The following is a 22,493-nucleotide window of genomic DNA, read 5'->3' as shown; positions in this document are numbered from 1 at the left end:
GTTTGCGCAAAACCCGCGGGAGCGCCAGGGTGGATCCATGCCCGATCACGCGGACACCGCCAGGCCACGACGGGCGACCCTCGCCGCCGTCGCAGACGCCGCGGGTGTGAGCGTCGCGACCGCGTCGCGCGCACTGGCCGGGCGGGGCGATCTCGCGGCGGCCACGCGCCGTCGGGTGCACGCCGCGGCACGAGACGTCGGTTACGTGCGCGAACCGTCGGCCGGCGGACGCCCACCCGGATCCGCGCGCCTCATGGACCTCGTCCTCGGCGCGTACGGCGACGACTACTCCGACGAGGTGACGGCGGGCGCCCGCAGCGCCGCGGCCGACGCCGGATACGATCTGGTGCTCACGGAGGAGCGCGACCTCCCCGACGACGACTGGCCGCTCCGCATCCGACGCCGTGGGTCGGCCGGGGTCGTGCTCGGACTGATCTCGCCCACCGCGTCGCAGCTGGCTGTTCTCGCCGACGCCTCGATCCCGGTGGTCCTGATGGATCCGCGCAGCGACGACCCGCGAGGGCTCACGAGCGTGCGCACCACCGACCACGAGGGCGGTCGCTCCGCGGCGCTCCACCTCACCGGCCGGGGTGCGACGCGGTTCGCCGTGCTGCTCGGACGACCCCGGTACCGGTACGGACGCACCCGGTACGCGGGATTCCGCGAGGCGCTCGGCGAAGCTCGGCCGGGAGCGGGCATCACGCTCATCCAGTCCGGGTGGTCGACGGCCGCCGCCCGCGATTCGATGGTCCCGGTCCTCCGAGGGCTGCGACCGGGCGAGCGCCTGGGCGTCTTCGCGTGCACCGACGAGTTGGCCGCCGGCGTCTACGCCGCCGCAGCCGTGACCGCGCGGCGCATTCCCGAGGACGTGCTCGTCGTGGGGTTCGATGACCTGCGCGCCGCGCGGTGGCTCAGCCCGGCTCTCACGACCGTGCGACAGCCGATCCGAGAGATGTCCGGCGCGGCCGTGGCCGCGCTCGCAGACGCAGCCAGAGCAGACGAGCTGCCGGGAGAGCCGATCGTGCTCCCGACCCGGCTCATCGTGCGCGACTCGACCTGAACCGCCGCACGGCCGCATCCCCATTGATACTGTCGGAGCATGTTCGTCGTGGGAGTGATCACCGCCGTCCTAGGAATCGTGTTGTTCCACACCGCCCTCGGCCGAACGATCGCGGCGAACCCGACGTCTCGCCTTCCCTTCGGGCGCAGACCGCCGATCAGTCCTCGTGGAACGGTCGAGATGCGCGCCCTCGCAGCCGGCCTGATCGTGCTCGGGGCGGTACTGGTCGGCACCTCCGGCTGGCAATGGACCGCCATGGTCGTGGCGGCCGGGCCGATCGCCGCGCTGTCGGTGATCGCGCTTCACAACCGACGCGCGCGTCTTCGCGCCGGCGCCGAAGAGCGACGCTGAAGAAGTTGGTTCCGGCCCCCCATGCCCGAACAGGGGGACCGGAGCAGTCGTGTTGAGAAGGCGCGCATGCGCACCCACCCCCATCTTCGTGCCCGAGACCGAGAGAACCCGAGGACGACATCTGGTTCGACCGACGGAGAGCGGCGCATGGCGGCTCGACGTGATCTCAGCGTACGGGGAATGATCCCGCAGCACCGATGTCGGCCCGACCATTGACTGACGGCCCGGCGCTTGGTAGGGCGTTACGCTCGAAGGGTGCTCGAGACTTTCACCGGATTCGCCGTCGTGGGGGTGGCGATCATCCTGGGCTACGTCATCGGGCGCATCGATCTGCTCGGACCGCACGCCCGCCACGTCCTCGGCCGTCTGATCTTCTTCGTCCTGTCGCCCTTCCTCCTGTTCACGGTGCTCGCTCACGCCGACGCGCGCATGCTGTTCTCCTCGCTGCTGCCGGTGTCGGCGATCGCCGCGGTCGCCGTCATCGCGATGTACGCCCTGATCGCCCGGCTGTGGTGGAAGCGCTCCGTCGGCGAGACCCTGATCGGCGCTCTGGCCGCCGGACAGGTCAACTCGAACAACATCGGCATCCCACTGTCGCTCTACCTGCTCGGCAGCGCCGCGTATCCGGCGCCGGTCGTGCTGCTCCAACTGCTGATCTTCACCCCGATCTCCCTCACGATCCTCGACGCGGTCACGAGCGATCGGGTGTCGCTGCGCAAGACCCTCGTCCGCACGGCGACGAACCCCATCATCATCGGATCCGTGCTCGGCACTCTCGTCTCGGTGTTCGGCATCAGGGTGCCCGAGATCGTCATGCAGCCCGCGCAGCTGATCGCAGACGCCGCCGTGCCGGTGCTGCTGATCAGCTACGGCATCTCGCTGCACGGTCAGCGCGTCCTCGGCGCGCCGGGGCGACGCCGCGACATCATCGTCGCGAGCGGACTGAAGCTCGTCGCCATGCCGCTGATCGCCTGGGTGATGGCGGAGTTCGTGTTCGGCCTCTCCCCCGCAGAGGTGCTGATCGTCGTGGTGCTCGCCGCCCTGCCCACCGCCCAGAACGTCTTCAACTACTCGCAGCGCTATGACGTCGGCGAGACGATCTCGCGAGACACGGTCTTCCTCACCACGGTCGGATGCCTGCCGGTGCTCGTGCTGATCATGGTGCTGCTGGGCTGATCAGCACGACCCACGCCCTAGGTTGTAACGGTGGACAACCCGCTCATCTTCGTCGTGCTGATCGCCGCGCTCATCGTGCTCTCGATCTTCCTGCCGCGGTGGGTGCGACGCTCGAGCACATCGGCGGGGTCCCGAGAGGAGCGACGTGTCGCCGACTCCCGGCGCGCCGACGCCCTCCGCGATCTGGGCACGACCCTCGTCCTCCACGCTCCCGAGACCGTGGTCCGCGGGCTGGTCGACGAGATCGTCTGGCAGCGACCTCGCGAGTTCACGGTGCTCGACGACGGCGGCTACGGCATCCGGTTCGTCGAACCCGATGACGCGGTCGTCCGCCTCGTGACCGACGGCGCGACCACCCGCATGCAGGTCGAACGCTCGCGCGAGCATCTCGGGATGCCGCAGGGCGCATCGTTCTGGAACGAGCTGCGTTCCCTCGTCAGCGCCCGTGCTGTCGCGCAAGATATCGCCGTCACGACCGAACCCGGACGCGCGAACTCAGCCTGACGCAACTAGGCTGTGTGTGCCGACGCCCGACCGACTCGTGCCCACGGTCGGCACCACCGCGGCACCACTTCTCGTCACAGTCTCCGAGGCCGTGACCTGCGCCGGAAAGGCTGACCCATGAGCGAAACCCCGTCCAACGATCGAACGCCCGACTTCTTCGACAAGCTGATCGAAGAGACCCCCCGCGAGCAGTCCGGCTTCACGGCCTCGTTCCGAGGCTACGACAAGGCCGAGGTCGACTCCGCGCTGAGCACTCTGCGCAACCAGCTGCAGCAGGCCAAGGCCGATCTCGCCGACGCCGAGGCTCGACACGAAGACGCTCTCGAGGCACTGCGCGACGATGAGCGCGAGGCCCGCGAAGAGCTCGAGGCCGAGCTCACCACCATCAAGGCCAAGGCGGCCGAGACCGAGCAGCAGGTGCTGACCCTCACCAACGAGCTCGTCGACACCCCTCGGGCAGACGGCCAGGACGCCCCCTCGCGCGAGCAGTTCGAGACGATCCTCCGCGTCGCAGAAGACCAGGCCAACGTCCTGATCCAGAACGCGGCGGTGCAGGCGGACCGTCTGATGGCCGCCGCCCGCGAAGAGGTCACGGCCCAGCGCGCCGAGGCCGAGGCCGATGTGACCCGCATCATCGCGCAGGCGCAGCACGATGCCGACCAGATCCGCCTGAAGATCGACACCGAGTACACCGCGCACGAGGCGACGATCGAGCGCGAGGCCGCACATGCCGCCGAGAAGGTGCATCAGGCGACGCAGGAAGCCACGGCGATCCGCACCGAGGCCGAGAAGGGCGCAGCCGCGCTCCGCTCCCTCGTCACGCGTGAGACGACGCAGCTCCGCACGGATGCCGAGCGCGAGGTGCGCGACATGAACGCACGCGTGCTCGAGTTCGAAGAGACTCTCACGCGCCGCCAGGACGACGCGCAGCAGGAGTTCCTCGTGCTGCACAATCAGGCGGTCGCCCACGCCGAGCGGGTCACCGCCGACGCCAATGAGCAGGTCAGGGCGTCGCTCGAGCACGCACAGCGCATCTCGGGCAAGGCCGACGACTACGAGCGCCTCATGCGCTTGCAGGCGCAGACGATCGAGGCGGATGCTCAGGTGCGAGCCCGCGACACGCTCGACCGCGCCCGCGCGAAGTCGCAGAAGATCGTCGACTCCGTCACCTCGCACACCTCACAGGTGCTGCGCGATGCCGAGGACCAGGCCCGCCAGCTGCGTTGGCAGCAGCAGCAGCTCGCCAGCTTCATGGCCGAGGTGCGCGAGCTCATCCGCCCCGACGGCATCTTCAGCGACGCCGCACCGGCCGCGAACTCGTCCGCCGCAGGCTCCGCCGCCGGGTCGTCGGTCTCGACTCTCGACGACGTGCTCGCAGCCGATTCCGACGACGACATCGAGACCGTGCACGCCGAGGTGATCGAGGAGTCCGACGACGCCGACGCCGACACGCGAGTCGAGGAGTTCCGCGGCGACGAGGCACTCGACGACGAGCTTTTCGATGACGATGCCGCGACGATCGACGGCAAGATCACGATCGAGGTCGTCGAGGCCGACGACACGTCCTCGCGCTGACCTCGAGCTTCTGACCGACAGGGGCGTGGGCGGGCATACCGCTCACGCCCCTTCTGCACGCTCGGGGACATCCACCGATCGGTGGATGCACGAGTCCGTCGCTTCATGGCTACCGCGGGAGCCCGTGCACGGGCACGCTGGGAATATGACAGACAGCGTGATCGAAGTGCGAGGGCTCCGCAAGGACTACGGCGGGTTCGTCGCCGTCGACGACATCAGCTTCGACATCCGGCGGGGTGAGACGTTCGCGCTGCTAGGCCCGAACGGTGCGGGCAAGTCGACGACCATCGAGATCCTCGAGGGATACCGCCACCGCACGTCGGGCGAGGTACGCGTGCTCGGCGTCGACCCGCAGCGCGGCGGCCTGGACTGGAAGGCGCGCCTGGGCATCGTGCTGCAGTCGACCGGAGAAGCGGGCACCTTCACGGTGCGTGAGCTGCTCACCGAGTTCGCCGGGTACTACCCGAACCCCCGCGACATCGACGAGGTGATCGCGGCGGTCGGCCTCGAGCAGAAGCAGCGATCCCGCGCGGGCAGGCTCTCGGGCGGACAGCAGCGCCGCCTCGACGTCGCACTCGGGATCATCGGCCGCCCCGAGCTGCTCTTCCTCGATGAGCCGACCACGGGCTTCGACCCCGAGGCCCGACGCCAGTTCTGGGATCTCATCCGCTCGCTCAAGGCCGAGGGAACCAGCATCCTGCTGACCACGCACTACCTCGACGAAGCCGCGCAACTGGGTGACCGCGCCGCAGTCATCGTCGGCGGACGCATCGCCGCGATGGGCGCGATCGACGAGATCGGCGACCTCGAGGCGCGCACGCCCGTGGTCCGCTGGATCGATGCAGACGGAGTGCGGCACGAGCAGCGCACGACCTCTCCCGGTGCGGTCGTCGCCGACCTCCACCGCGCCGTCGGCGAACCACAGGGGCTGGAGATCGTGCGGCCCACCCTCGAGGACATCTACCTCGGACTGATCAGGGCGCACGACGCCGCCGCACTCACCGACGTCACGGAGCCGGCATGAGCACCACGACCGCACCCACCCGCTTCGGCCCGTCCCGGACGATCCGTCTCGGCGTGCGTCGCATCGGCTTCGAGCTGCGACAGTACTTCCGAGCCGGCGACCAGGTCTTCTTCACCTTCCTGTTCCCGACCGTCATGTACGTGATCTTCGCGACGATCTTCACGGGCGACATCGGCGAGGGACCGGACAGGATCAGCATGGCGACCTACTATCTCCCCGGCTTGGTCGCGGGAGGCATCTTCCTCTCCGGCGTCCAAGGACTGTCGATCGAGATCGCGGTGGAGAAGAGCGACGGCACGCTGAAACGCCTCGGCGGCACCCCGCTCTCACCCGTGACGTACTTCATCGGCAAGATCGGCGAGGTCTTCGTCACCGCGATCCTGCAGATCGCCCTGCTCCTCGTGGTCGCGGTCGTCCTGTACCGGGTCGAGCTGCCGACCGATGCCGGCGCCTGGGGCCGCTTCGCCTGGGTGTTCGTGCTCGGTCTCCTGACGTGCGCGCTGCTCGGCGTCGCGCTGTCGGCCGTACCCCGCTCGGGCAAGACGGCCTCGGCGGTGGTCATCCCGGTGGTGCTCCTGCTGCAGTTCATCTCGGGGGTCTACATCGCCTTCACGTCGCTGCCCGAATGGCTGCAGAACGTCGCGTCTGTCTTCCCCCTCAAGTGGATCGCTCAGGGCATGCGCGCAGCGATCCTCCCCGACTCCTTCCGGGCGGTCGAGCCGGGAGGCGAGTGGGCGATCGGCCTGGTGGCGATCGTGCTGGGCGTGTGGCTGGTCGTCGGAGTCATCCTCAGCCGCGCGACCTTCCGATGGATCCGTCGCGACGGATGACTGGAAGAGTGTTCGTATGACGCGTGGAAACCGCAGGGAGCGGTGGGGGTGGGACATCGCCGCGACCGCACTGGTGGTCGCGGTGGCCGGACTCTCGCTCTCGCTGCCCGAGAGCTTCCCGGGGTCGCGCGGGGTACTGATCGGGATCGCCGTCAGCGTCCTGCTCGTCTACGCCCTCGGCGCTCGCCCCTACGTCGGCATCAGCGACGGCATCGAAGATCCGTCGCCCGCCCGATCCGCGGCGATCCAGGTGCTGCTGATCGCGCTCCTCGCCGCGGGAGTGGTGCTCGAGCCGAACATGCTGCTTCTGCAGACGCTCGTGCTCCCGCTCCTGTGGATGACATCTCGGTCCACGCTCCAGGCGATCCTGGTGACGATCGGCAACGGCATCGTCCTCGCGCTGGCTTACGCCGCGTGGGGCGGGTGGGTCGCCGACGCCTTCGCGGGCGGCTTTCTCACGGCGGGTCTCTCGACGGCCTTCAGCCTGGCGCTCGGCCTGTGGATCACGCGCATCGCGGAGTGGGGCGCCGAGCGCGAGACGCTGCTCACCGAGCTCACCGCCGCGCAGGCGGGCCTCGAGATCGCCAGCCGTGAGGCCGGAGCGGTGGAGGAACGAGCTCGACTCGCGCGCGACGTGCACGACACGATCGCGCAGAGCCTCACGAGCATCGTCATGCTCGCCGAGCGGGCGCGTCTCGACGGCTCTCCCGCCGCGCTCGGCCTGATCGAGGATGCGGCGCGCGAGGCGCTGCTCGAGGCGCGGGCACTGGTCGCGGTGACGTCGCCGGCACCGTCGGCCGATTCGCTCGGTGATGCCCTTCGCCGCCTGGGTGAGCGGTTCGCCCGCGAGACGGGCGTGCGCGTCGAGGTCACGGCCTCCGATGCCACGCTCGCGCGCGACGTGCAGGTCGTGCTGCTCCGCTGCGCCCAGGAGGGACTGGCGAACGTCCGCAAGCACTCCGGAGCGGCCTCAGCCCGCGTCACGCTCCTCACGGCGGACTCCGCCGAGCTCCGCATCCGCGACGACGGGCGAGGCCTCGGAGGAGTGTCGATCGACGACGACCGGGGCTTCGGCCTCGCCGGGATGCGGGAGCGCGTCGCGCTCGTCGGCGGCTCCCTGACCGTCACCGACGGCGACTCCCCCGGCACCGACCTCACCGTTCGGATACCGCTGATCCGAGAGATGGAGCACACATCGTGATCCGCGTGATCGTCGCCGACGACCATCCCGTCGTCCGCTCCGGCATCGTCGGACTCCTCGCACTCGATCCCGGACTCGACGTCGTCGGAGAGGCGCCCGACGGAGCAGCGGCGGTCGAGCTCGCCGCGCGTGCGCAGCCCGACGTGGTGCTGATGGATCTGCGGATGCCCGGCCTCTCCGGCATCGAGGCGACCGCCCGCATAACCGCGGAGCAGCCCGACGTTCGCGTCCTCGTACTCACGACCTATGAGACGGACGACGACATCCTCGGTGCGATCGAGGCGGGGGCCAGCGGCTACCTGCTCAAGGCCGCCCCGCAGGAGGAGATCGTGGCCGGCATCCGCGCGGTCGCCGACGGGCACACCGTGCTCGCGCCGACGATCGCGGCGACGCTGGTCTCACGCATGCGCGGCGAGCGCCCCGGTCGCCCGCAGCTGAGTCCGCGCGAGCTCGATGTGCTGCGACTCGTGGCCGCGGGCCGCAGCAATCCCGAGATCGCGCGGGATCTGTTCATCGGCGAAGCCACGGTCAAGACCCACCTGCTCCACGTCTTCGAGAAGCTCGAGGTCTCCGACCGTACACGCGCCGTCACGCTCGCCCTGGAGCTGGGCTTGCTCTAGCCTCCGGCGGAGGGCCACCGCGTCGGGCGGAGAACTCCGTGTGCGGCGGAGGAATCCGACGAGGATCCCCGCCCGACGCCGAGTCCGCCTCCCGGGGCGATGCGCGTGTGCGGCACGAAAAAGGCCCCATCCCGAGGGATGGGGCCTTCGTCATGTCGTGCTCAGGCGCGGCCGAACTGCGAGACCGCCGGGCAGTCGAACGGGTCAGCACCGGCGGCGAGGCCGACGCGGTTGAGGTATTCGATGACGATGGCGTACGACCGGCCGAGGCTGGTCTCGGTGTACGGCACATCGTTCGAGGCGCAGTAGTCGCGCACGATCTCGCGGGCCTTCGACAGGTGCGGTCGCGGCATGTTCGGGAACAGGTGGTGCTCGACCTGGTAGTTGAGACCGCCCATGAGCCAGGTGGCCCACCATCCGCCGCGGATGTTGCGAGAGGTGCGCACCTGCTTCGAGAAGAAGTCGAGACGGGCGTTGGGATCGATGATCGGCATGCCCTTGTGGTTCGGCGCGAAGGATGCGCCCATGTACACGCCGAAGACCGCGAGCTGCACGCCCATGAAGGCGAACGCCATTCCGAGCGGGAGCATCAGGAACACCGGCACGAGGACGATCGCGAACCGGAGGGCGATGAGACCCAGCTCGATCCAGCGGCCCTTGGCCTTCTTGCTGGTGACGAGATGCTTGACGCCGAGGTAGTGGAGGTTGAGACCCTCGAGGGTGAGCAGCGGGAAGAAGAACCAGCCCTGCTTGCGCGTGACCAGACGCACGATGCCGCGCGACTGCGCCGCGTCGGTCTCGAGGAACGAGATCGTGTCGACCTCGATGTCGGGGTCCTTGCCGACCTGGTTCGGGTTTCCGTGGTGCTTGGTGTGCTTGGAGTCCCACCAGGAGTAGCTGATGCCGACGACACCGGCGGCGAGGATGCGGGCGAGGCGGAAGTTCGCCGGCCCGGACGAGAGGATCTGACGGTGCGCCGCCTCGTGAGCGAGGAACGCGACCTGCGTCAGGATGATGCCGAGCGCGCCCGCCATCAGCAGCTGGAGCCAGCTGTCGCCGAGCAGGATGAATCCGGTGATCACGCCACCGAGAGCGACCGCGAGAGCGGCACCCACCATGACGTAGAACCATCCGGCGCGGCGGAGGAGGCCGGTCTCCTTCACCACCTGCGACACCTGCTTGTAGGCGTGCGCCATGGGAGGGAATTCCGCGTTGCCGGAATACGTCTGACGTACCGGTCCGAGCGTGGCGGTCGTTTCGACCTGTGCAATGGAGATGATGCTCTCCTGTCGATTGGAGCCCTTGAGCTGTGGAAGCCCAAGGCAGATCGCCCAACGCTTAACTCAGGCTAACCCGCCCCGCATGCACCGCGCGGAATACGTCGCGATGCCCTGACAACTCACAGGTCGTGGCGTCGAGGCGTCTCAGGCGCGAGCGCGGCGAGGGCGCCTGCGGAGAATCCGCGGCAGCGTGATCGTGAAGCTCAGCGGTGTCTTCGCATCTGCGTGAGCGCCCTCGAGCGCCACCTGGGCGTCGTCGAGAGAGGAGAAGGTGCCGAGTTCGGCACCGCGCTGGTCACGGACGAGGTGCGAGGTGCCGTCGAATTCGACGAATCCGGCGAACTCGCCGGCGCGGGTCGCGACGTAGACGTCGTCGTCTGCCTGTTTCCAGGTCAGCGGATCGGAAGGAGGGAAGGTGGTCGTGCTCATGGTGATACTCATTGCTGTGCGGCGGGCACGCAGTAGGCGGCTCGCGAAGATGTGAGATCGAGGGCGGATCGCGCGCGTCGATGCGCATGGTCCGTGATGGCCCTGATCAGTGGCGACGTGGCGGCCTGAGAGGAGGCCATGTCACACGTAGCTCGATCAGTCTAGCAGACCGCCGCACCCCGCTCCTCCGACGCGGTGCGAGGTCACTCCCCCGGAACCCAGACCCGTCGCGGATGTCCGGAAGAACCGGCCATCACCCACTCCCCGCCGACCTTTCCCGCCCCCGACGCCGCATCTGTGCTGCGGCGGGCTGCGGCATCCGGTTCCTCCGCCCCGAGGATCCCGCCTCCTGCCCCGGTCGACTCGCTCGCCGCCCAGGCCTCGCGGATGATGCGCCGCGGGTCGTACTGCCGCGGATCGAGCGTGGTCCAGTCCTCGCGCAGGTCCGCGACTCCGCTCTCGCGCCCCGCCTGTCGGGCGGCATCGCTCGCCCGCGCTGCGAGGCCGCGCACGAATCGGGCGAGGCCGCTGGCGTAGTCGGGGAGCCGGCGCGGCCCGATGATGACGGCCGCGAGGAGCGCGACCACGAAGAGCTTCTCGATCGTGAGCCCGAACATCGTCACTCCCCGCTCGAGGCGATGGATGCGCGGCGAGCGGCGCGACGGTCATGCACGCACGCCACGGACAGCGCGGTCAGGAAGAGTGCGGTCATCGGCACCGCGATCAGGAACATCGAGAGAACGTCGGCAGCCGGTGTCACGATCGCACTGAACAGCACGATCATGACCACCGCGATCCGCCAGCTGCGCGCGAGCGAGCGAGCGGACACCAGGCCCAGCAGATTGAGTACCACCAGGAACACCGGCAGCACGAAGGCCACTCCTGAGGCGAGCACGATCTTCACGACGAAGTCCACGTAGTCCGACGCCTGCAGCAGAGTGGCGTCCTCGGTCGAGGCGAATCCCGCGAGCAGCTCGACCATGTGCGGGAACAGAAGGAGCCCCGCCGCGCAGCCCGCCGCGAACAGCGGAACGGCTGCCGCCAGGAATCCGAACGTGTACTTCTTCTCGCGGTGCCGGAGTCCCGGCGCGAGGAAGGCCAGGATCTCGTACATCCAGACCGGGCTCGACAGAGCGACACCGGCGAACAGAGCGATCTTGATCGTGAGGTCGAACGCTCCCGTGATGCTGTCGAAGTTCAGACTCGCGTCACGTGACTCGGCGAGAGAGGCGATGGGCGTGCGCAGTACGTTCAGGATCTGGTCCGACATCAGGTATCCCAACACCACACCGACCAGCAGCGCCGCCGTCGCGCGGGCCGCGCGAGTGCGCGCTTCCTGCAGGTGCGACGACAGCGGAGCGCTGCCCGGTGCAGGCGCCGAGGTCGGCGCCTGCACCGCCGCGTCCACGGACACCGGAGCGAACGCGGTCATGATCTACTCCCCGGGGCGCAGCGATGACCGGGAAGCATCGACGGATGCCGCCGAATCCCTTGCAGCACCCTGCTGCCCCGACACGGCAGGCATCGAGGACACCGGGTCCGCGACCTCGGTCTTCAGGATCCGCATCGACTGCCCGACGCTCTTCGCGAGTGCGGGAAGCTTCGCCGCGCCGAAGATCAGGACGATGATCGCGAGGATGATCAGGGCGTGCCAGCCCGTGAGGTTCTGCAGCATGATTCTCTCCTTGTTCGTGTACGTGTATGAGCGGTGTCAGCGCGACGGCGACTGGCCGCCGCCGGGGCCGCCCGTGCCGCCACCCGAGGGGGCGGAGCCTGCGCTGGGCGTGGTCGCCGTGTCGACGCCGACCACGAGCGTGGCCGCATAACCGGCGGCGGTGTCGCCGGTGATCGTGGGCAGCTGCAGGGCTGCCGCATCGTCGCTGAAGACGTTGTCGGTCGAGAGGCTGGTCTGCGAGAGGTTTCGCGCCGAGCCGTCGTAGCGGGAATCGGCGTAGACCGCCGCACACGCGTCTTCGGGCAGGGCCATCTGCGAGGTGGCTATCGCGTTCGCCGAGTCGGTGATCGAGTCGGCGTTGGGATACACCTCGAAGTGGATGTGCGGCCAGCGCCCCGAGTAGCAGCCCGGGAACACCGAAGTGAAAGAGACCATGCCGTCGGCATCCGCCACCTGCACTCCCCGCAGATAGGTGACGTCCTCCAGCCCCGACGAGTACATCGAGTACTCCCCTTGCGCGGTGCAGTGCCAGGCATAGACGGCTGCCCCCGCGAACGGGATGCCGCCGTTCGCCATGTCGACCACCTGGAACGAGAAGGTGAGCGGGATGCCGTCGGCGGTGGCGACCCCGTCGATCGATGTCGTGATGTCCTGGCGGATGATGCCGGACTCCTCGAGCACGTCAGGGCCGTTCGAGCCGTCCCCGGGATAGGGCCCCGCCGTCTCGTCCGGGATCTCCCCCTCCACGGTTGCCGTGGACGCCCCCGTGGACGACCCCGACGACGAGTCCGACCCTGTGCCATCTGTCGAGCTCGCGCCGCCGTCGACCGAGGTTTGCGACGACGTCCCGGTGGCCGCCGGCGCGCAGGCCGCGAGCACGAGGGCTCCGACCCCGAGGCCGGCGAGGCCGAGCACGCCGCGGCGCGTGACGAGGGTGCGGATGTCGAAGGCGGCCCCCTGGTCGACGACCTCCTCGTCGGCGCGGTCGAGCAGACGCCCCTCGTATGCGGGGCCTTCGGGGGTCTGTACGGGTTCGGGGATGCGGCTCATGATCGTGCTCCTCTCGGATCAGGGGTGTCGTTGCACCCATGTTCATCGAGGAGACGATCAGCGAGCTATGCCTCAACTATGCGGAAGCTATGAGTGCACAGGCGCCGGGGGTCGCAGCACCAGGACGACCACGATCACGGCCATGACGACCGCGGTGATCGCCACGGGTATGGGCAGGAGCGGATCGAGGAGCACGAGGACCGCCCCGGTCGGGACGACGACGTTGACCACGCGATCGGCATTGTCGCGGATGGCGATCCACCAGATGCTGATCAGGAACACGGCGATCGGGATGGTCACCGTCAGTGAGGCGGTGGCGGCCGACAGATGGCTCTCGCCGATGAGCACGTCGATCTCGACCTCGACGCCCGCTGAGAATGCCGCGGCCGCAGCGAACACGAAGTAGTGGGTGTACCCGTATCGCAGCGACCGAGCGAAGGTCGTGATCGCGCGGTGGTGCGGCGGCCAGAAGTAGATCCACCAGAGCGACGCGGTCACGACCAGCGTCAGCACCGAGATCGAGATGAGCGGCACGAAGGACTCGAGTTGCTCTCGAGCATCGATGATCGCGTTCGCGGAAGCCAGGAGGCTCTCGCCCAGCACGATCAGCGTGAACAGGCCGTATCTCTCGGTGATGTGGTGAGGGTGCCAGGGCGTCTGCCGCCGATACTCGGCGAAGATCGGCACGCTGACCTCGATCAGCGCGAAGACGACGAACGCCACGAGCTGCGCGGGCCCCGAGGGGATGAGCAGGAACAGCACCCACAGCACCTGCACCGCCGCGATGCCGACCGCGTATCGACGGGTGGCCGACCGCAGCTCTCCCGCCCCGCGCGAGGCGCGGAGCCACTGCGCGACCATCGCGATGCGCATCACGATGTAGCCGAGCACGAGGATCATGAAGTCGCCGTGCTCGAATGCCGCGGGGATGCCGGCGGCGACGATGAGCACGCCGCCCATCTGCACGAAAGTGGTGACCCGGTAGAGCCAGTCGTCGGTGTCGAAGGAGGTCGCGAACCAGGTGAAGTTCATCCACGCCCACCACACGGCGAAGAACACCATCGCGTACGACGTGATCCCGTGCACGAAGTCGCCGTGGCTGAGCGCGTGGTGCAACTGCGCCGAGGCGATGCTCACCGCGACGACGAAGACCAGGTCGAAGAAGAGCTCGAGCGTGCTCGCGGTGCGATGAGGCTGCGCGGGGTCGCGCGGGAGCATGCGACTCAGATGGAAGCGCGGTGCACTGAGGGTGTTCACGCGGTCAGGATATCGACGCCGTGCCCGACGTATACGTGAGTACTGGAATCTCGGTTCATCCACTCGGGTGAATTACCTTCCGCTGAACGCGAGGTTCCGCTAGAGTGAACGAAGTCTGCAGTACCTGCTGCCAGCAACACCGTGTGGGACGGTGTTCGCCCCCGTGATGTGGGATCACGGTCGCATGCAGGACCCGAGGGGTCGGGAATGCGGACGACGCTGGGGACGTGGGGTCCCTGGTCTGGGGAAAACTGGGGATACACATGGCGCACTGGGGAATTCTGCGTACCTGCACGGCTCAAGGGGCTTCGGCATGACCTCCGTCGAGGATGCCGTGAGCATCACTCGCACGGGGTCGGTATTCGCGCCGATCGCCGCACCGCGAGCCACGAGGTCTGTCACGCACACGGCGGTCACGCCGCGTGCGTCGGCGACGCTGGAACGACGCCGACAGTGGGAACGGCGCTATCGGATGCTTCTGCGGGTGACGGATGCTGGGGTCATCCTGTTCGCAGTCGCGATCACCGCAGCAGTCCAGATGGTGACCGGTGTCGCGGGGGAAGAGGCCCTGCGCACCGGAGTGCCGCTGGCGGCTCTGTGGTATCTGATGCTCAGCGCTCTGCATACTCGTGATGCAGCGCTGTTCCGCGCCAGTGCGACCGAATACCGAGGCGTGGCGCATGCCAGCGGACTGGCGTTCGGGATCATCGCCATGTTCGGTGTCGTGCTCGGCTGGCAGACGATGCAGCTCGTGCTGATCGTCGGCCTGCCGCTCGGTGTCCTCACGCTGCTCATCACCCGCTGGGTGTGGCGGCACTGGCTGACGGCGCAGCGTGCGCGGGGGAGGTTCGCCTCGCGCACGCTCGTCGTCGGCAACAGAGACGACGTCGAGTACGTCGTCCGCACTCTGCATCCGATCGGGGCATCGGGCTACCAGGTCGTGGGCGCCACGCTGCTCGACGGCAACGCACGCGACGTCGACATCGACGGAGCGCAGTTCCCGGTCCTCGGCAACGTCAACACCGTCGCGACGGTCGCCGCCGAGCTCGGCGCCGACACGATCATCGTGGCGAGCCGTCCTGAGGGCAGCCCCGACTTCGTCAAGCACCTGAGCTGGCAGCTCGAGGGCACCGCCGCAGAGCTCGTGCTCTCGAGCAGGCTCACCGATGTCGCCGGCCCGCGCATCTCCTTCGCGTCGGTCGAGGGCCTCCCCCTCATCCAGGTGCAGATCCCGACCTACGAGGGCGGTCGCCATCTGCTCAAGCGCGCTCTCGACATCATCGTGGCCGCCGTGGCGCTCATCCCGATCGCACTCATCACCCCGTTCCTCGCTCTGCTCGTGAAGCTCGACTCCCCGGGGCCGCTCTTCTTCTTCCAGGAGCGTGTGGGGCAAGACGGTCGCACCTTCAAGATCGTGAAGTTCCGCTCGATGAAGACCGATGCCGAGCAGCAGCTCGTCGCATTGAAGGCGCAGAACGAGGGAGCCGGACTCCTCTTCAAGATGAAGGACGACCCTCGTGTGACGCGTGTCGGCCGCATTCTGCGCAAGCTCTCGCTCGATGAGCTGCCGCAGTTCTGGAACGTGCTCGTCGGCGACATGAGCGTCGTCGGGCCCCGTCCGCCGCTTCCCAGTGAGGTCACCGCCTACGACGGCACCGTCTACCGCCGCCTGTACATCAAGCCGGGCATCACCGGACTGTGGCAGGTATCGGGGCGAAGCGATCTGTCGTGGGACGAGAGTGTGCGGCTCGACCTCCGCTACGTCGAGAACTGGTCCGTGATGAGCGACCTGCAGATCATGTGGCGCACCGCCAAGGTCATGGTGCAGCCCAGCGGGGCATACTGAGCGGATGAGCGACAGGAATTCGATCGACGAGACCATGTCCGTCGACATCACCGGCGTGCGCGTGCAGTCGTTCACAGAGGCGACGCTGATCGACCGCGTGCTCGAGATGTCCGCCGGGGCGAGCACGCAGGTCGCGGTCGGGGTCAATGCACACGTCTGCAATCTGGCTCGCACCGACGAGCGCTTTCGACGCATGCTGGGCTCGAGCGTCGCATACGCGGACGGGCAATCCGTCGTCTGGGCCGCGAAGCTGCTCGGCGGCCATCTGCCTGAGCGCCTCGCCACCACCGACGTGGCCGAGCCGCTGCTCCGCTCAGCCGCGGTCGAGGGCATACCGGTCTACTTCTTCGGCGCTGCCGAAGGCGTGGCCGAGCGCGCTGCGGCGATCCTGCGAGGACGCATCCCCGGGCTGAAGCTGCGTGCACATCACGGCTACGTCTCACCCGACGAGATGCCCGCGGTGCTCGACGACATCGCCGCGCACGGAACCCGCATCCTCTTCGTCGGAATGGGCGATCCTGCGCAGCAGTACTGGGTCGACACCTACCGGGAGCACCTCCCGGCGGCGGTGCTGACGTGCGGCGGGCTCTTCGACTGGCTCAGCGGGTCGAATCGCCGCGCACCGGAATGGATGATCCGCGCCGGACTCGAGTGGCTGTGGCGCCTCATGATCGAACCGCGTCGACTCGCGAAGCGCTACCTGCTCGGCAACCCGTCCTTCATGGCCGCGGTCGCCGCGCAGCGGCTTCGCAGGTCGCGGGCATGACCAGCACACCCACCGCACGTTCCGAACTCGCTCGCGGGGGCGCACTGAGCTTCGTCGGCTCGGCCGTCAGCGCCGTGATGGGGCTCGTGCTGATCGTCGTGCTCGGACGCCTGCTCGGCGATGCCGGCTCGGGAGTCGTGCTGCAGACGGTCGGCGCCTTCACCATCGCGCTGGGGGTGGCTCGCTTCGGGATGGACTCTGCGGCGATCTGGATCCTGCCGCGCCAGCTCGACGACGAGCGCGCGATGCTGCGTCCGACCGGCGCCTTCCTCGTGCTGGTGTCGGCGATCGCGGGACTCGCGTGCGCCGGCATCCTGTTCGCCGGGGCGCTGATCGTCGAGGCGCAGGACCCTGCAGACGAGGTCGCACACGCCGTCCGCTCGATCGCGTGGCTCCTCCCCGTCGCCTCCGTCATGCTGACCTCGCTGTCGGCGACGCGAGCCCTCGGCAAGGTGAACGCCTACGTGCTCGTGGGCAACGTCTTGCTGCCGACCCTGCGCCCGGTCGCCATCGCGATCGCCGTGGGCGTCGGGGCGGGCGCGGTCGGCGCCGCGTTCGCCTGGGCACTGCCCCTGCTCCCCGCCGCCATCGCCGCCGTGATCGTGATGCTGTGGCAGCTGCGGCGGCTCGGACACGCGGCGCAGCCGGGATTCCTGCGCTCCGGCGTCCCCTCGCGAACCATCCGGTATGCGCTCCCCCGCGTGATGTCCTCGGGGCTCGAACAGCTCCTGATCTGGCTCGCCGTGATCATCGTCGGTGCGCTGGCGGGCCCCGCCGCGGCGGGAGTCTACGGCGCGGCGAGCCGCTTCGTCGCCGCCGGGATGATCGTGGACACCGCCCTTCGGGTCGTGGTCTCGCCGATGTTCAGCAAGATGCTCCACCGCGACGATACGACGGGGCTCGAGAGCGTCTACCGCACGGCGACCGTGTGGCTGGTTCTCTTCAGCACGCCCGTGTACGTGCTGCTCGCGGCCTTCGCGCCCGTTGCGCTCTCACTGCTCGGCGGCTCCTTCGCCGATGGGGAGCCGGTGCTCGTGGTCATGGCGATCGGGTCGATCGTGACCTTCCTGGCCGGCAACATCCACTCCGTGCTCCTCATGAGCGGCCGCAGCGGGCTGGCCGCGATGAACAAGGCCATCGCGGTCGCGATGAACGTGGCGTTGATCTACCTGCTCGTGCCGATCTGGGGCATCACCGGAGCCGCTGTGGCCTGGGCTGCAGCGTGCGCGATCGACGCCGCCCTCGCCACGGTGCAGGTGCGCTTCGTGCTGCATCTCGCAGTGTCGCCGCTGCCCGGTCTCTATCCCCTGGCCGTCGCGATCATCACTTTCGGCGTGCCCGCGACCGCGCTGCGGCTGAGCCTGGGGGCGACGTGGCTCAGCCTCATCCTGGCCGCGGCTGTGGGGGCGCTCCTCTTCCTCGTCTGGTGCCGTCTCGACCGGCGCCGACTGCATCTCGACGAGCTGCGGAGGCCCTCTGCATAGCCGTCGAGAAACTACTGGTGAGAAGTTCAGGCTGTGTGATATTCTGCGCCTGGGGAAGCTTCTCGTCTCTTAGTACGAAGAAGCCCGCTCGGTGGGACGAGCAACTACTAATTGGGGATATAGGGGATGTCTGGGGACGTTTTAGCGACGCCTGTCGCGCGCAGGCGCAAGGCTTTATGGATTTCACTCGCCGTCGCGGCTGTGGTCGCGCTCGGCGCGATCACCGCCTACGGGGTGACGACATCCGGCGGTGGGGGCAACGATCCCGACGCCGGATCGGGCGGGAGCATCGGAGCGGACGCGTCAGCGACCGCCACTCCGACTCCCGAGCCGACTCCGACCGTGACGGCGACGCCCGCACCTGCGGCACCGCCCACGGTCGACGGCGAACTCGACGATGACGCCGCGCTGGTGACGGTCGAGACGGCTCTGGCCGCCCCGATCAGCACCGTGGGCACGTCGGAAGACCTCGCGGTTCTGCTCAAAGACGTCGCGGTCGACGGATACGCCGCCGAGATCGAGGCCCAGTGGCAGGAGCTCGTCTCCCAGGGCTGGACGATCACGGGCGAGCCCTCGCTGGTGTCGAGCGAAGTCACCGCGGTGAACGCCGAGGCCGACCCGGCGACAGCCGAGATCACCGCGTGCATCGACTCGTCCGCAGTGGCGATCCTCGACGCGAACGGAGACCGCATCGGCGATGACTCCGCCACCGTGGCGCGCGCACTGCACCTCTTCTCCCTGGTCCAGGGCGACGACGACATCTGGCGCATCGCCAGCCACAGTTTCCCGAACGACCCGACATGCTGACCTCCGCCGCCCACGAAAGGCGCCACGAAATGACCATCAAGCCGACCCGCCGCAAGGGCCGTCTCCTCGTGGCCGCAGCCACGGCCGCCCTCTCGATCGCGGCGATGTTCGTGCCGGTCACGGCCGCGAACGCCGCCGAGCCGACTCTGCCGACGGCCGACGGGCTCACCGAGATCACCGCCGCCGCGTCGTGCTGGGAGATCAAGCAGCGCAACCCGCAGTCCACCGACGGCGTCTACTGGCTCAAGACTCAGGCCATGGTCGCCGCCGACCAGTTCTACTGCGATCAGACGACCAACGGCGGCGGCTGGCTGCTCGTCGGGCGTGGTCGCGAGGCATGGTCGACCTCGACGAACGGCTCCGGATCGCCGGAGCAGGTACGCACCAACGTCACCGGCACGGCCGCGTTCACTCCCCGTCAGCTGTCGGGCGAGCTGATCGACCAGCTCAACAACAATCAGCCGATCAAGAACCTCGCCGAGGGCATCCGTCTGGTTCGCGCCACCAATCAGGCAGGCACCACCTGGCAGGATCTGACGTTCACGTTCTCAAGCCCGCGCGACAAGTGGACCTGGATGTTCAACAACGAGCAGCGCGTCGCACAGTACAAGATCGGCACCACCACGCGCACCGGTGGACAGACGTCGAACTTCGGCAACGACAACAACTACGTCCGCGTTCGCACCATCACCACTGCCAACGAGGGCTGGGCGATGGGCTTCGGATTCGGCAGCAACATCCGCGGAAACCCCGCCTCGACGAGTTTCCTGTGGTCGAAGGACACCAACACGGGATACGCGCGGCCCTTCACGCAGGTCTTCATCCGCCCGCAGATCTCGACCGCGTCGTTCACGCCGATCGCCGCATCGGGCACTCCGGCGATCGCGAACCAGGCCGTCGTCGACAGCTTCGCGCAGACGCAGAACTGGGGCGTGGCCGGCCTCGGCGCAGGCCCTGCCACCATCGAGGGCAGCAACGAGGTCTCGGCATTCGCCGAGGTCGGCGGCACGGTGTTCGCCGGCGGCAACTTCACCAGCGTGCAGAAGACGGCGGGCGGTGGCAGCGCACAGCCGCAGGCCTACCTCGCGGCATTCCAGCGCGACTCGGCCGAGTTCATCCCGACGTTCCGGCCGACGTTCAACAACCAGATCAAGGCTCTCGCCGCCCTCCCTGGCAACAGGCTGGCCGTCGGTGGCTACTTCACCCAGGTCAATGGGCAGAACGCCGCCGGCCTGGTCGTGCTGAACGCCACGACGGGAGAAATCGACACGGCCTTCACGGGTCGCCTGATCAACGCTCTCAGCGGCGGGGTCCCCGTCGTGAGAACGCTCGATGTGCAGGACAACTGGCTGTACGTCGCCGGCACTTTCACGCACTCGGCGAGCGGTACCTCTGCGCAGACCTACACGCGAGGAGCCGCGCGCTTCAACCTGACCACCGGAGCCCCCGACGGCACGTGGAACCCGGAGTTCAACGGAACCGTGATGAGCGTCGATGCCTCGGCTCGCGGTGACCGCGTGTACTTCGCCGGCTTCTTCTCGACGTCGAAGTCGCGCCCGGCTGACAAGGCCGCCGCGATGTCGTCGGCGAACACCGACCTGCTGCCCTGGGCAGTCGTCTTCTCGAACCGCAACTCGGGCCGCACCGGTTATCAGCAGGCCGTGCTCGAGGTGGGCGACAAGGTGTGGCTCGGAGGGTCCGAGCACTCGCTGTTCAGCTACTCGCGCGACGCGCTCACCCTCGTCAGCTCGTCGGTCGGCAACGCCGGCGGCGACTTCCAGGCGATCGCGACCGACGGAAACGCCGTGTACGGCGGATGCCACTGCTTCGAGACGCAGTACGACGGGTCCACGACCTGGAACCCGATCGGCACGGCATGGACCTCGGCGAACGCGGTGTACGGTTCGGGCGCCTGGAGCGCGACGACCGGCGAGCGCATCCCGAGCTTCAACGGTGACTTCGACACGAACCGCGGTGCGGGCTCGTGGGCTCTCTTCGTGGACTCGACCGGCACACTGTGGCAGGGCGGCGACTGGACCTACTCGACGCGACCGGGGTACATCCGGCAGTGGTCGGGAGGCTTCGTCCGCCACGCCCAGCGCGACACGGTCGCTCCGACGACGCCCGCCAACCTGTCCGTCAAGACCACCGCAGACGGTGTCGCTCTGACCTGGTCCGCGTCGACAGATGACCGGGCCGTCACCGCCTACCAGGTACTGCGTAACGACCGCGTGGTGGCCACCATCACCGGCACGACGGCAGCGCTCCCCGCAGCGCCCGCGGGCACGCTGTACTTCGTGCGAGCGATCGACGGCCGCGGCAACGCGTCGGCATCGACCGCCGGCGTCACGGCGGTCGTGCCGCCCGCGCAGCCGGCGTCCGCGACGCTCGTCGCAGCCGGTTCCACCTGGTCGTACGTGTACGACGCGACAGGCCCGACGGGCCCGTGGACGACCGCGGCATATGACAGCTCGGCATGGCAGACGGGCGCAGCACCGCTCGGCTGGGGTCAGTCGACGCTCGGGACCACGCTGACCACGACCGTCACACCCAAGCCTCTGGCGTCGTTCTACCGACACGCGTTCCAGATCGCAGACGCCTCGAAGGTCGAGTCCGTGAAGATCACGACCAGGGCCGATGACGGCATCGTCCTGTACGTCAACGGTACAGAGGTACTGCGCAAGAACGTCACCGAGGGCGTCACAGCCGGAGTCGGAACGTACGCGACCGCTGCCGTCGGTGCCGCTGCCGCGGTGGCCAATCCGCAGGTCGTCACGGTTCCGGGGTACCTGTTCACCAACGGGGTCAATGTGATCACCGCTTCGGTGCACTCGAACTACCGCTCGACCCCGAGCCACAGCTTCGAGCTCGAGGCGATCGCGACCATCGGCACGCAGCCGGCGCCGCCCGTCACGGAGCCCGAACCTGAGCCCGAGCCCGAGCCCGAGCCCGAGCCGGAGCCCGAACCCGCGGTGACCACGGTGGTCGCGGCCGGATCGACGTGGGCATACCGCTTCACGAACGATGCGACCCCGGCGAACTGGGCGGCAGTCGACTTCGACGCCTCGACCTGGGCCACGGGAGCCGGAGCCTTCGGCTGGGGGCACACCGGACTCGCGACTCCGCTCGACACGACGCTGTCGCCGCGGCCGATCACGAGCTACTACCGTCAGCCGATCACGCTCAGTGCGCTGAACTTCTCGAAGGTGACGGTCACGACCCGCGCTGACGACGGAGTAGTGGTGTACGTGAACGGCGTCGAGGTGGCTCGCAAGAACCTCAACGCGGGAGCCGTGACGCAGGGCACCTATGCCAACGCGGCGGTGTCGGCCTCGGCCGCGGTCAGCACGCCGCTCGTGTTCGATGTGCCGGCATCCGCCTTCCAGGTGGGCGCCAACGTCATCAGCGTCGAGGTGCACTCGAACTACCGCTCGACCCCGAGCCACAGCTTCGAACTCTCGGCAGTGGCGTCGTGACGCAGGTGGCAGCTCGTCCGCGGCCGGGGTTCCGAGACCACCTCGCCGATCTCAACCGCGCTCAGAAGAGCGGGGCAGGAGT

21 protein-coding genes are annotated in these 22,493 nt (G+C 68.5%); 14 read left to right on the top strand and 7 right to left on the bottom strand.

From position 1 onward, the window contains the following. Positions 1–37 precede the first annotated feature (37 nt). From AC3WS6_RS04905 to AC3WS6_RS04865, 9 genes are all read left to right on the top strand, one after another. Complete coding sequence (locus AC3WS6_RS04905; RefSeq protein WP_492499946.1) at positions 38–1,060, top strand: LacI family DNA-binding transcriptional regulator; 1,023 nt, start codon at positions 38–40, stop codon at positions 1,058–1,060. Positions 1,061–1,099: 39 nt separating this feature from the next. Beyond that, positions 1,100–1,411: a hypothetical protein gene (locus AC3WS6_RS04900; protein ID WP_492499945.1), complete on the top strand. Its 312-nt coding sequence runs from the start codon at positions 1,100–1,102 to the stop codon at positions 1,409–1,411. A 255-nt stretch (positions 1,412–1,666) separates the two neighbouring features. After that, positions 1,667–2,587, top strand: a complete 921-nt coding sequence (locus AC3WS6_RS04895; RefSeq protein ID WP_492499944.1) for an AEC family transporter — start codon at positions 1,667–1,669, stop codon at positions 2,585–2,587. Positions 2,588–2,617: 30 nt separating this feature from the next. Then, positions 2,618–3,091 carry a hypothetical protein gene (locus AC3WS6_RS04890; RefSeq protein ID WP_492499943.1) on the top strand — a complete coding sequence of 158 codons (474 nt, stop codon included), beginning with the start codon at positions 2,618–2,620 and terminating at the stop codon, positions 3,089–3,091. Between the two features lie 117 nt (positions 3,092–3,208). Beyond that, positions 3,209–4,666, top strand: a complete 1,458-nt coding sequence (locus AC3WS6_RS04885) for a cell division initiation protein (RefSeq protein ID WP_492499942.1) — start codon at positions 3,209–3,211, stop codon at positions 4,664–4,666. A 145-nt stretch (positions 4,667–4,811) separates the two neighbouring features. Beyond that, complete coding sequence (locus AC3WS6_RS04880; protein WP_492499940.1) at positions 4,812–5,690, top strand: ABC transporter ATP-binding protein; 879 nt, start codon at positions 4,812–4,814, stop codon at positions 5,688–5,690. Next, complete coding sequence (locus AC3WS6_RS04875) at positions 5,687–6,520, top strand: ABC transporter permease (RefSeq protein WP_492499939.1); 834 nt, start codon at positions 5,687–5,689, stop codon at positions 6,518–6,520. The genes AC3WS6_RS04880 and AC3WS6_RS04875 overlap by 4 nt, the downstream gene beginning before the upstream one ends. Positions 6,521–6,536: 16 nt before the next feature. Continuing rightward, positions 6,537–7,721 (top strand): sensor histidine kinase, encoded by a 1,185-nt coding sequence (locus AC3WS6_RS04870; RefSeq protein ID WP_492499938.1) that lies wholly within the window; start codon positions 6,537–6,539, stop codon positions 7,719–7,721. Further along, positions 7,718–8,341 carry a response regulator gene (locus tag AC3WS6_RS04865; RefSeq protein ID WP_492499937.1) on the top strand — a complete coding sequence of 208 codons (624 nt, stop codon included), beginning with the start codon at positions 7,718–7,720 and terminating at the stop codon, positions 8,339–8,341. The genes AC3WS6_RS04870 and AC3WS6_RS04865 overlap by 4 nt, the downstream gene beginning before the upstream one ends. Before the next feature lie 161 nt (positions 8,342–8,502). Here the strand turns inward: AC3WS6_RS04865 and AC3WS6_RS04860 are convergent, their stop codons facing one another. The 7 genes from AC3WS6_RS04860 to AC3WS6_RS04830 all read right to left on the bottom strand — a co-directional run bounded on the left by AC3WS6_RS04860 (position 8,503) and on the right by AC3WS6_RS04830 (position 13,993). After that, positions 8,503–9,621 carry a fatty acid desaturase family protein gene (locus tag AC3WS6_RS04860; protein ID WP_492501448.1) on the bottom strand — a complete coding sequence of 373 codons (1,119 nt, stop codon included), beginning with the start codon at positions 9,619–9,621 and terminating at the stop codon, positions 8,503–8,505. Positions 9,622–9,765: 144 nt separating this feature from the next. Continuing rightward, positions 9,766–10,050: a hypothetical protein gene (locus AC3WS6_RS04855; RefSeq protein WP_492499936.1), complete on the bottom strand. Its 285-nt coding sequence runs from the start codon at positions 10,048–10,050 to the stop codon at positions 9,766–9,768. A gap of 203 nt (positions 10,051–10,253) precedes the next feature. Then, on the bottom strand, positions 10,254–10,667 hold the full coding sequence (locus AC3WS6_RS04850; protein WP_492499935.1) for a Sec-independent protein translocase subunit TatA/TatB: 414 nt from the start codon (positions 10,665–10,667) through the stop codon (positions 10,254–10,256). A 2-nt stretch (positions 10,668–10,669) separates the two neighbouring features. Beyond that, positions 10,670–11,482: a twin-arginine translocase subunit TatC gene (tatC, locus tag AC3WS6_RS04845; RefSeq protein ID WP_492499934.1), complete on the bottom strand. Its 813-nt coding sequence runs from the start codon at positions 11,480–11,482 to the stop codon at positions 10,670–10,672. A gap of 3 nt (positions 11,483–11,485) precedes the next feature. Continuing rightward, positions 11,486–11,725, bottom strand: a complete 240-nt coding sequence (locus AC3WS6_RS04840) for a twin-arginine translocase TatA/TatE family subunit (RefSeq protein ID WP_492499933.1) — start codon at positions 11,723–11,725, stop codon at positions 11,486–11,488. 36 nt (positions 11,726–11,761) lie between these two features. Further along, positions 11,762–12,775: an intradiol ring-cleavage dioxygenase gene (locus AC3WS6_RS04835; RefSeq protein ID WP_492499932.1), complete on the bottom strand. Its 1,014-nt coding sequence runs from the start codon at positions 12,773–12,775 to the stop codon at positions 11,762–11,764. An 87-nt stretch (positions 12,776–12,862) separates the two neighbouring features. Next, positions 12,863–13,993: a low temperature requirement protein A gene (locus AC3WS6_RS04830; RefSeq protein WP_492501447.1), complete on the bottom strand. Its 1,131-nt coding sequence runs from the start codon at positions 13,991–13,993 to the stop codon at positions 12,863–12,865. Between the two features lie 352 nt (positions 13,994–14,345). On the opposite strand from AC3WS6_RS04830, the gene AC3WS6_RS04825 reads away from it, so the two are divergent. The 5 genes from AC3WS6_RS04825 to AC3WS6_RS04805 all read left to right on the top strand — a co-directional run bounded on the left by AC3WS6_RS04825 (position 14,346) and on the right by AC3WS6_RS04805 (position 22,411). Beyond that, the gene (locus tag AC3WS6_RS04825; RefSeq protein WP_492499931.1) at positions 14,346–15,878 is read left to right on the top strand and encodes a sugar transferase; all 1,533 of its coding nucleotides are present in this window, start codon (positions 14,346–14,348) and stop codon (positions 15,876–15,878) included. A gap of 4 nt (positions 15,879–15,882) precedes the next feature. After that, on the top strand, positions 15,883–16,644 hold the full coding sequence (locus AC3WS6_RS04820; protein ID WP_492499930.1) for a WecB/TagA/CpsF family glycosyltransferase: 762 nt from the start codon (positions 15,883–15,885) through the stop codon (positions 16,642–16,644). Then, positions 16,641–18,128: an oligosaccharide flippase family protein gene (locus tag AC3WS6_RS04815; protein WP_492499929.1), complete on the top strand. Its 1,488-nt coding sequence runs from the start codon at positions 16,641–16,643 to the stop codon at positions 18,126–18,128. The genes AC3WS6_RS04820 and AC3WS6_RS04815 overlap by 4 nt, the downstream gene beginning before the upstream one ends. Before the next feature lie 126 nt (positions 18,129–18,254). Continuing rightward, positions 18,255–18,935: a hypothetical protein gene (locus tag AC3WS6_RS04810; RefSeq protein ID WP_492499928.1), complete on the top strand. Its 681-nt coding sequence runs from the start codon at positions 18,255–18,257 to the stop codon at positions 18,933–18,935. Between the two features lie 29 nt (positions 18,936–18,964). Continuing rightward, positions 18,965–22,411, top strand: a complete 3,447-nt coding sequence (locus AC3WS6_RS04805; RefSeq protein WP_492499927.1) for a fibrinogen-like YCDxxxxGGGW domain-containing protein — start codon at positions 18,965–18,967, stop codon at positions 22,409–22,411. The last annotated feature ends 82 nt before the right edge of the window (positions 22,412–22,493 follow it).

It is taken from the genome of Microbacterium sp. EB106-03-03-XG65 (assembly GCF_058791955.1).
This window is presented reverse-complemented; position numbering and strand designations above follow the sequence as displayed.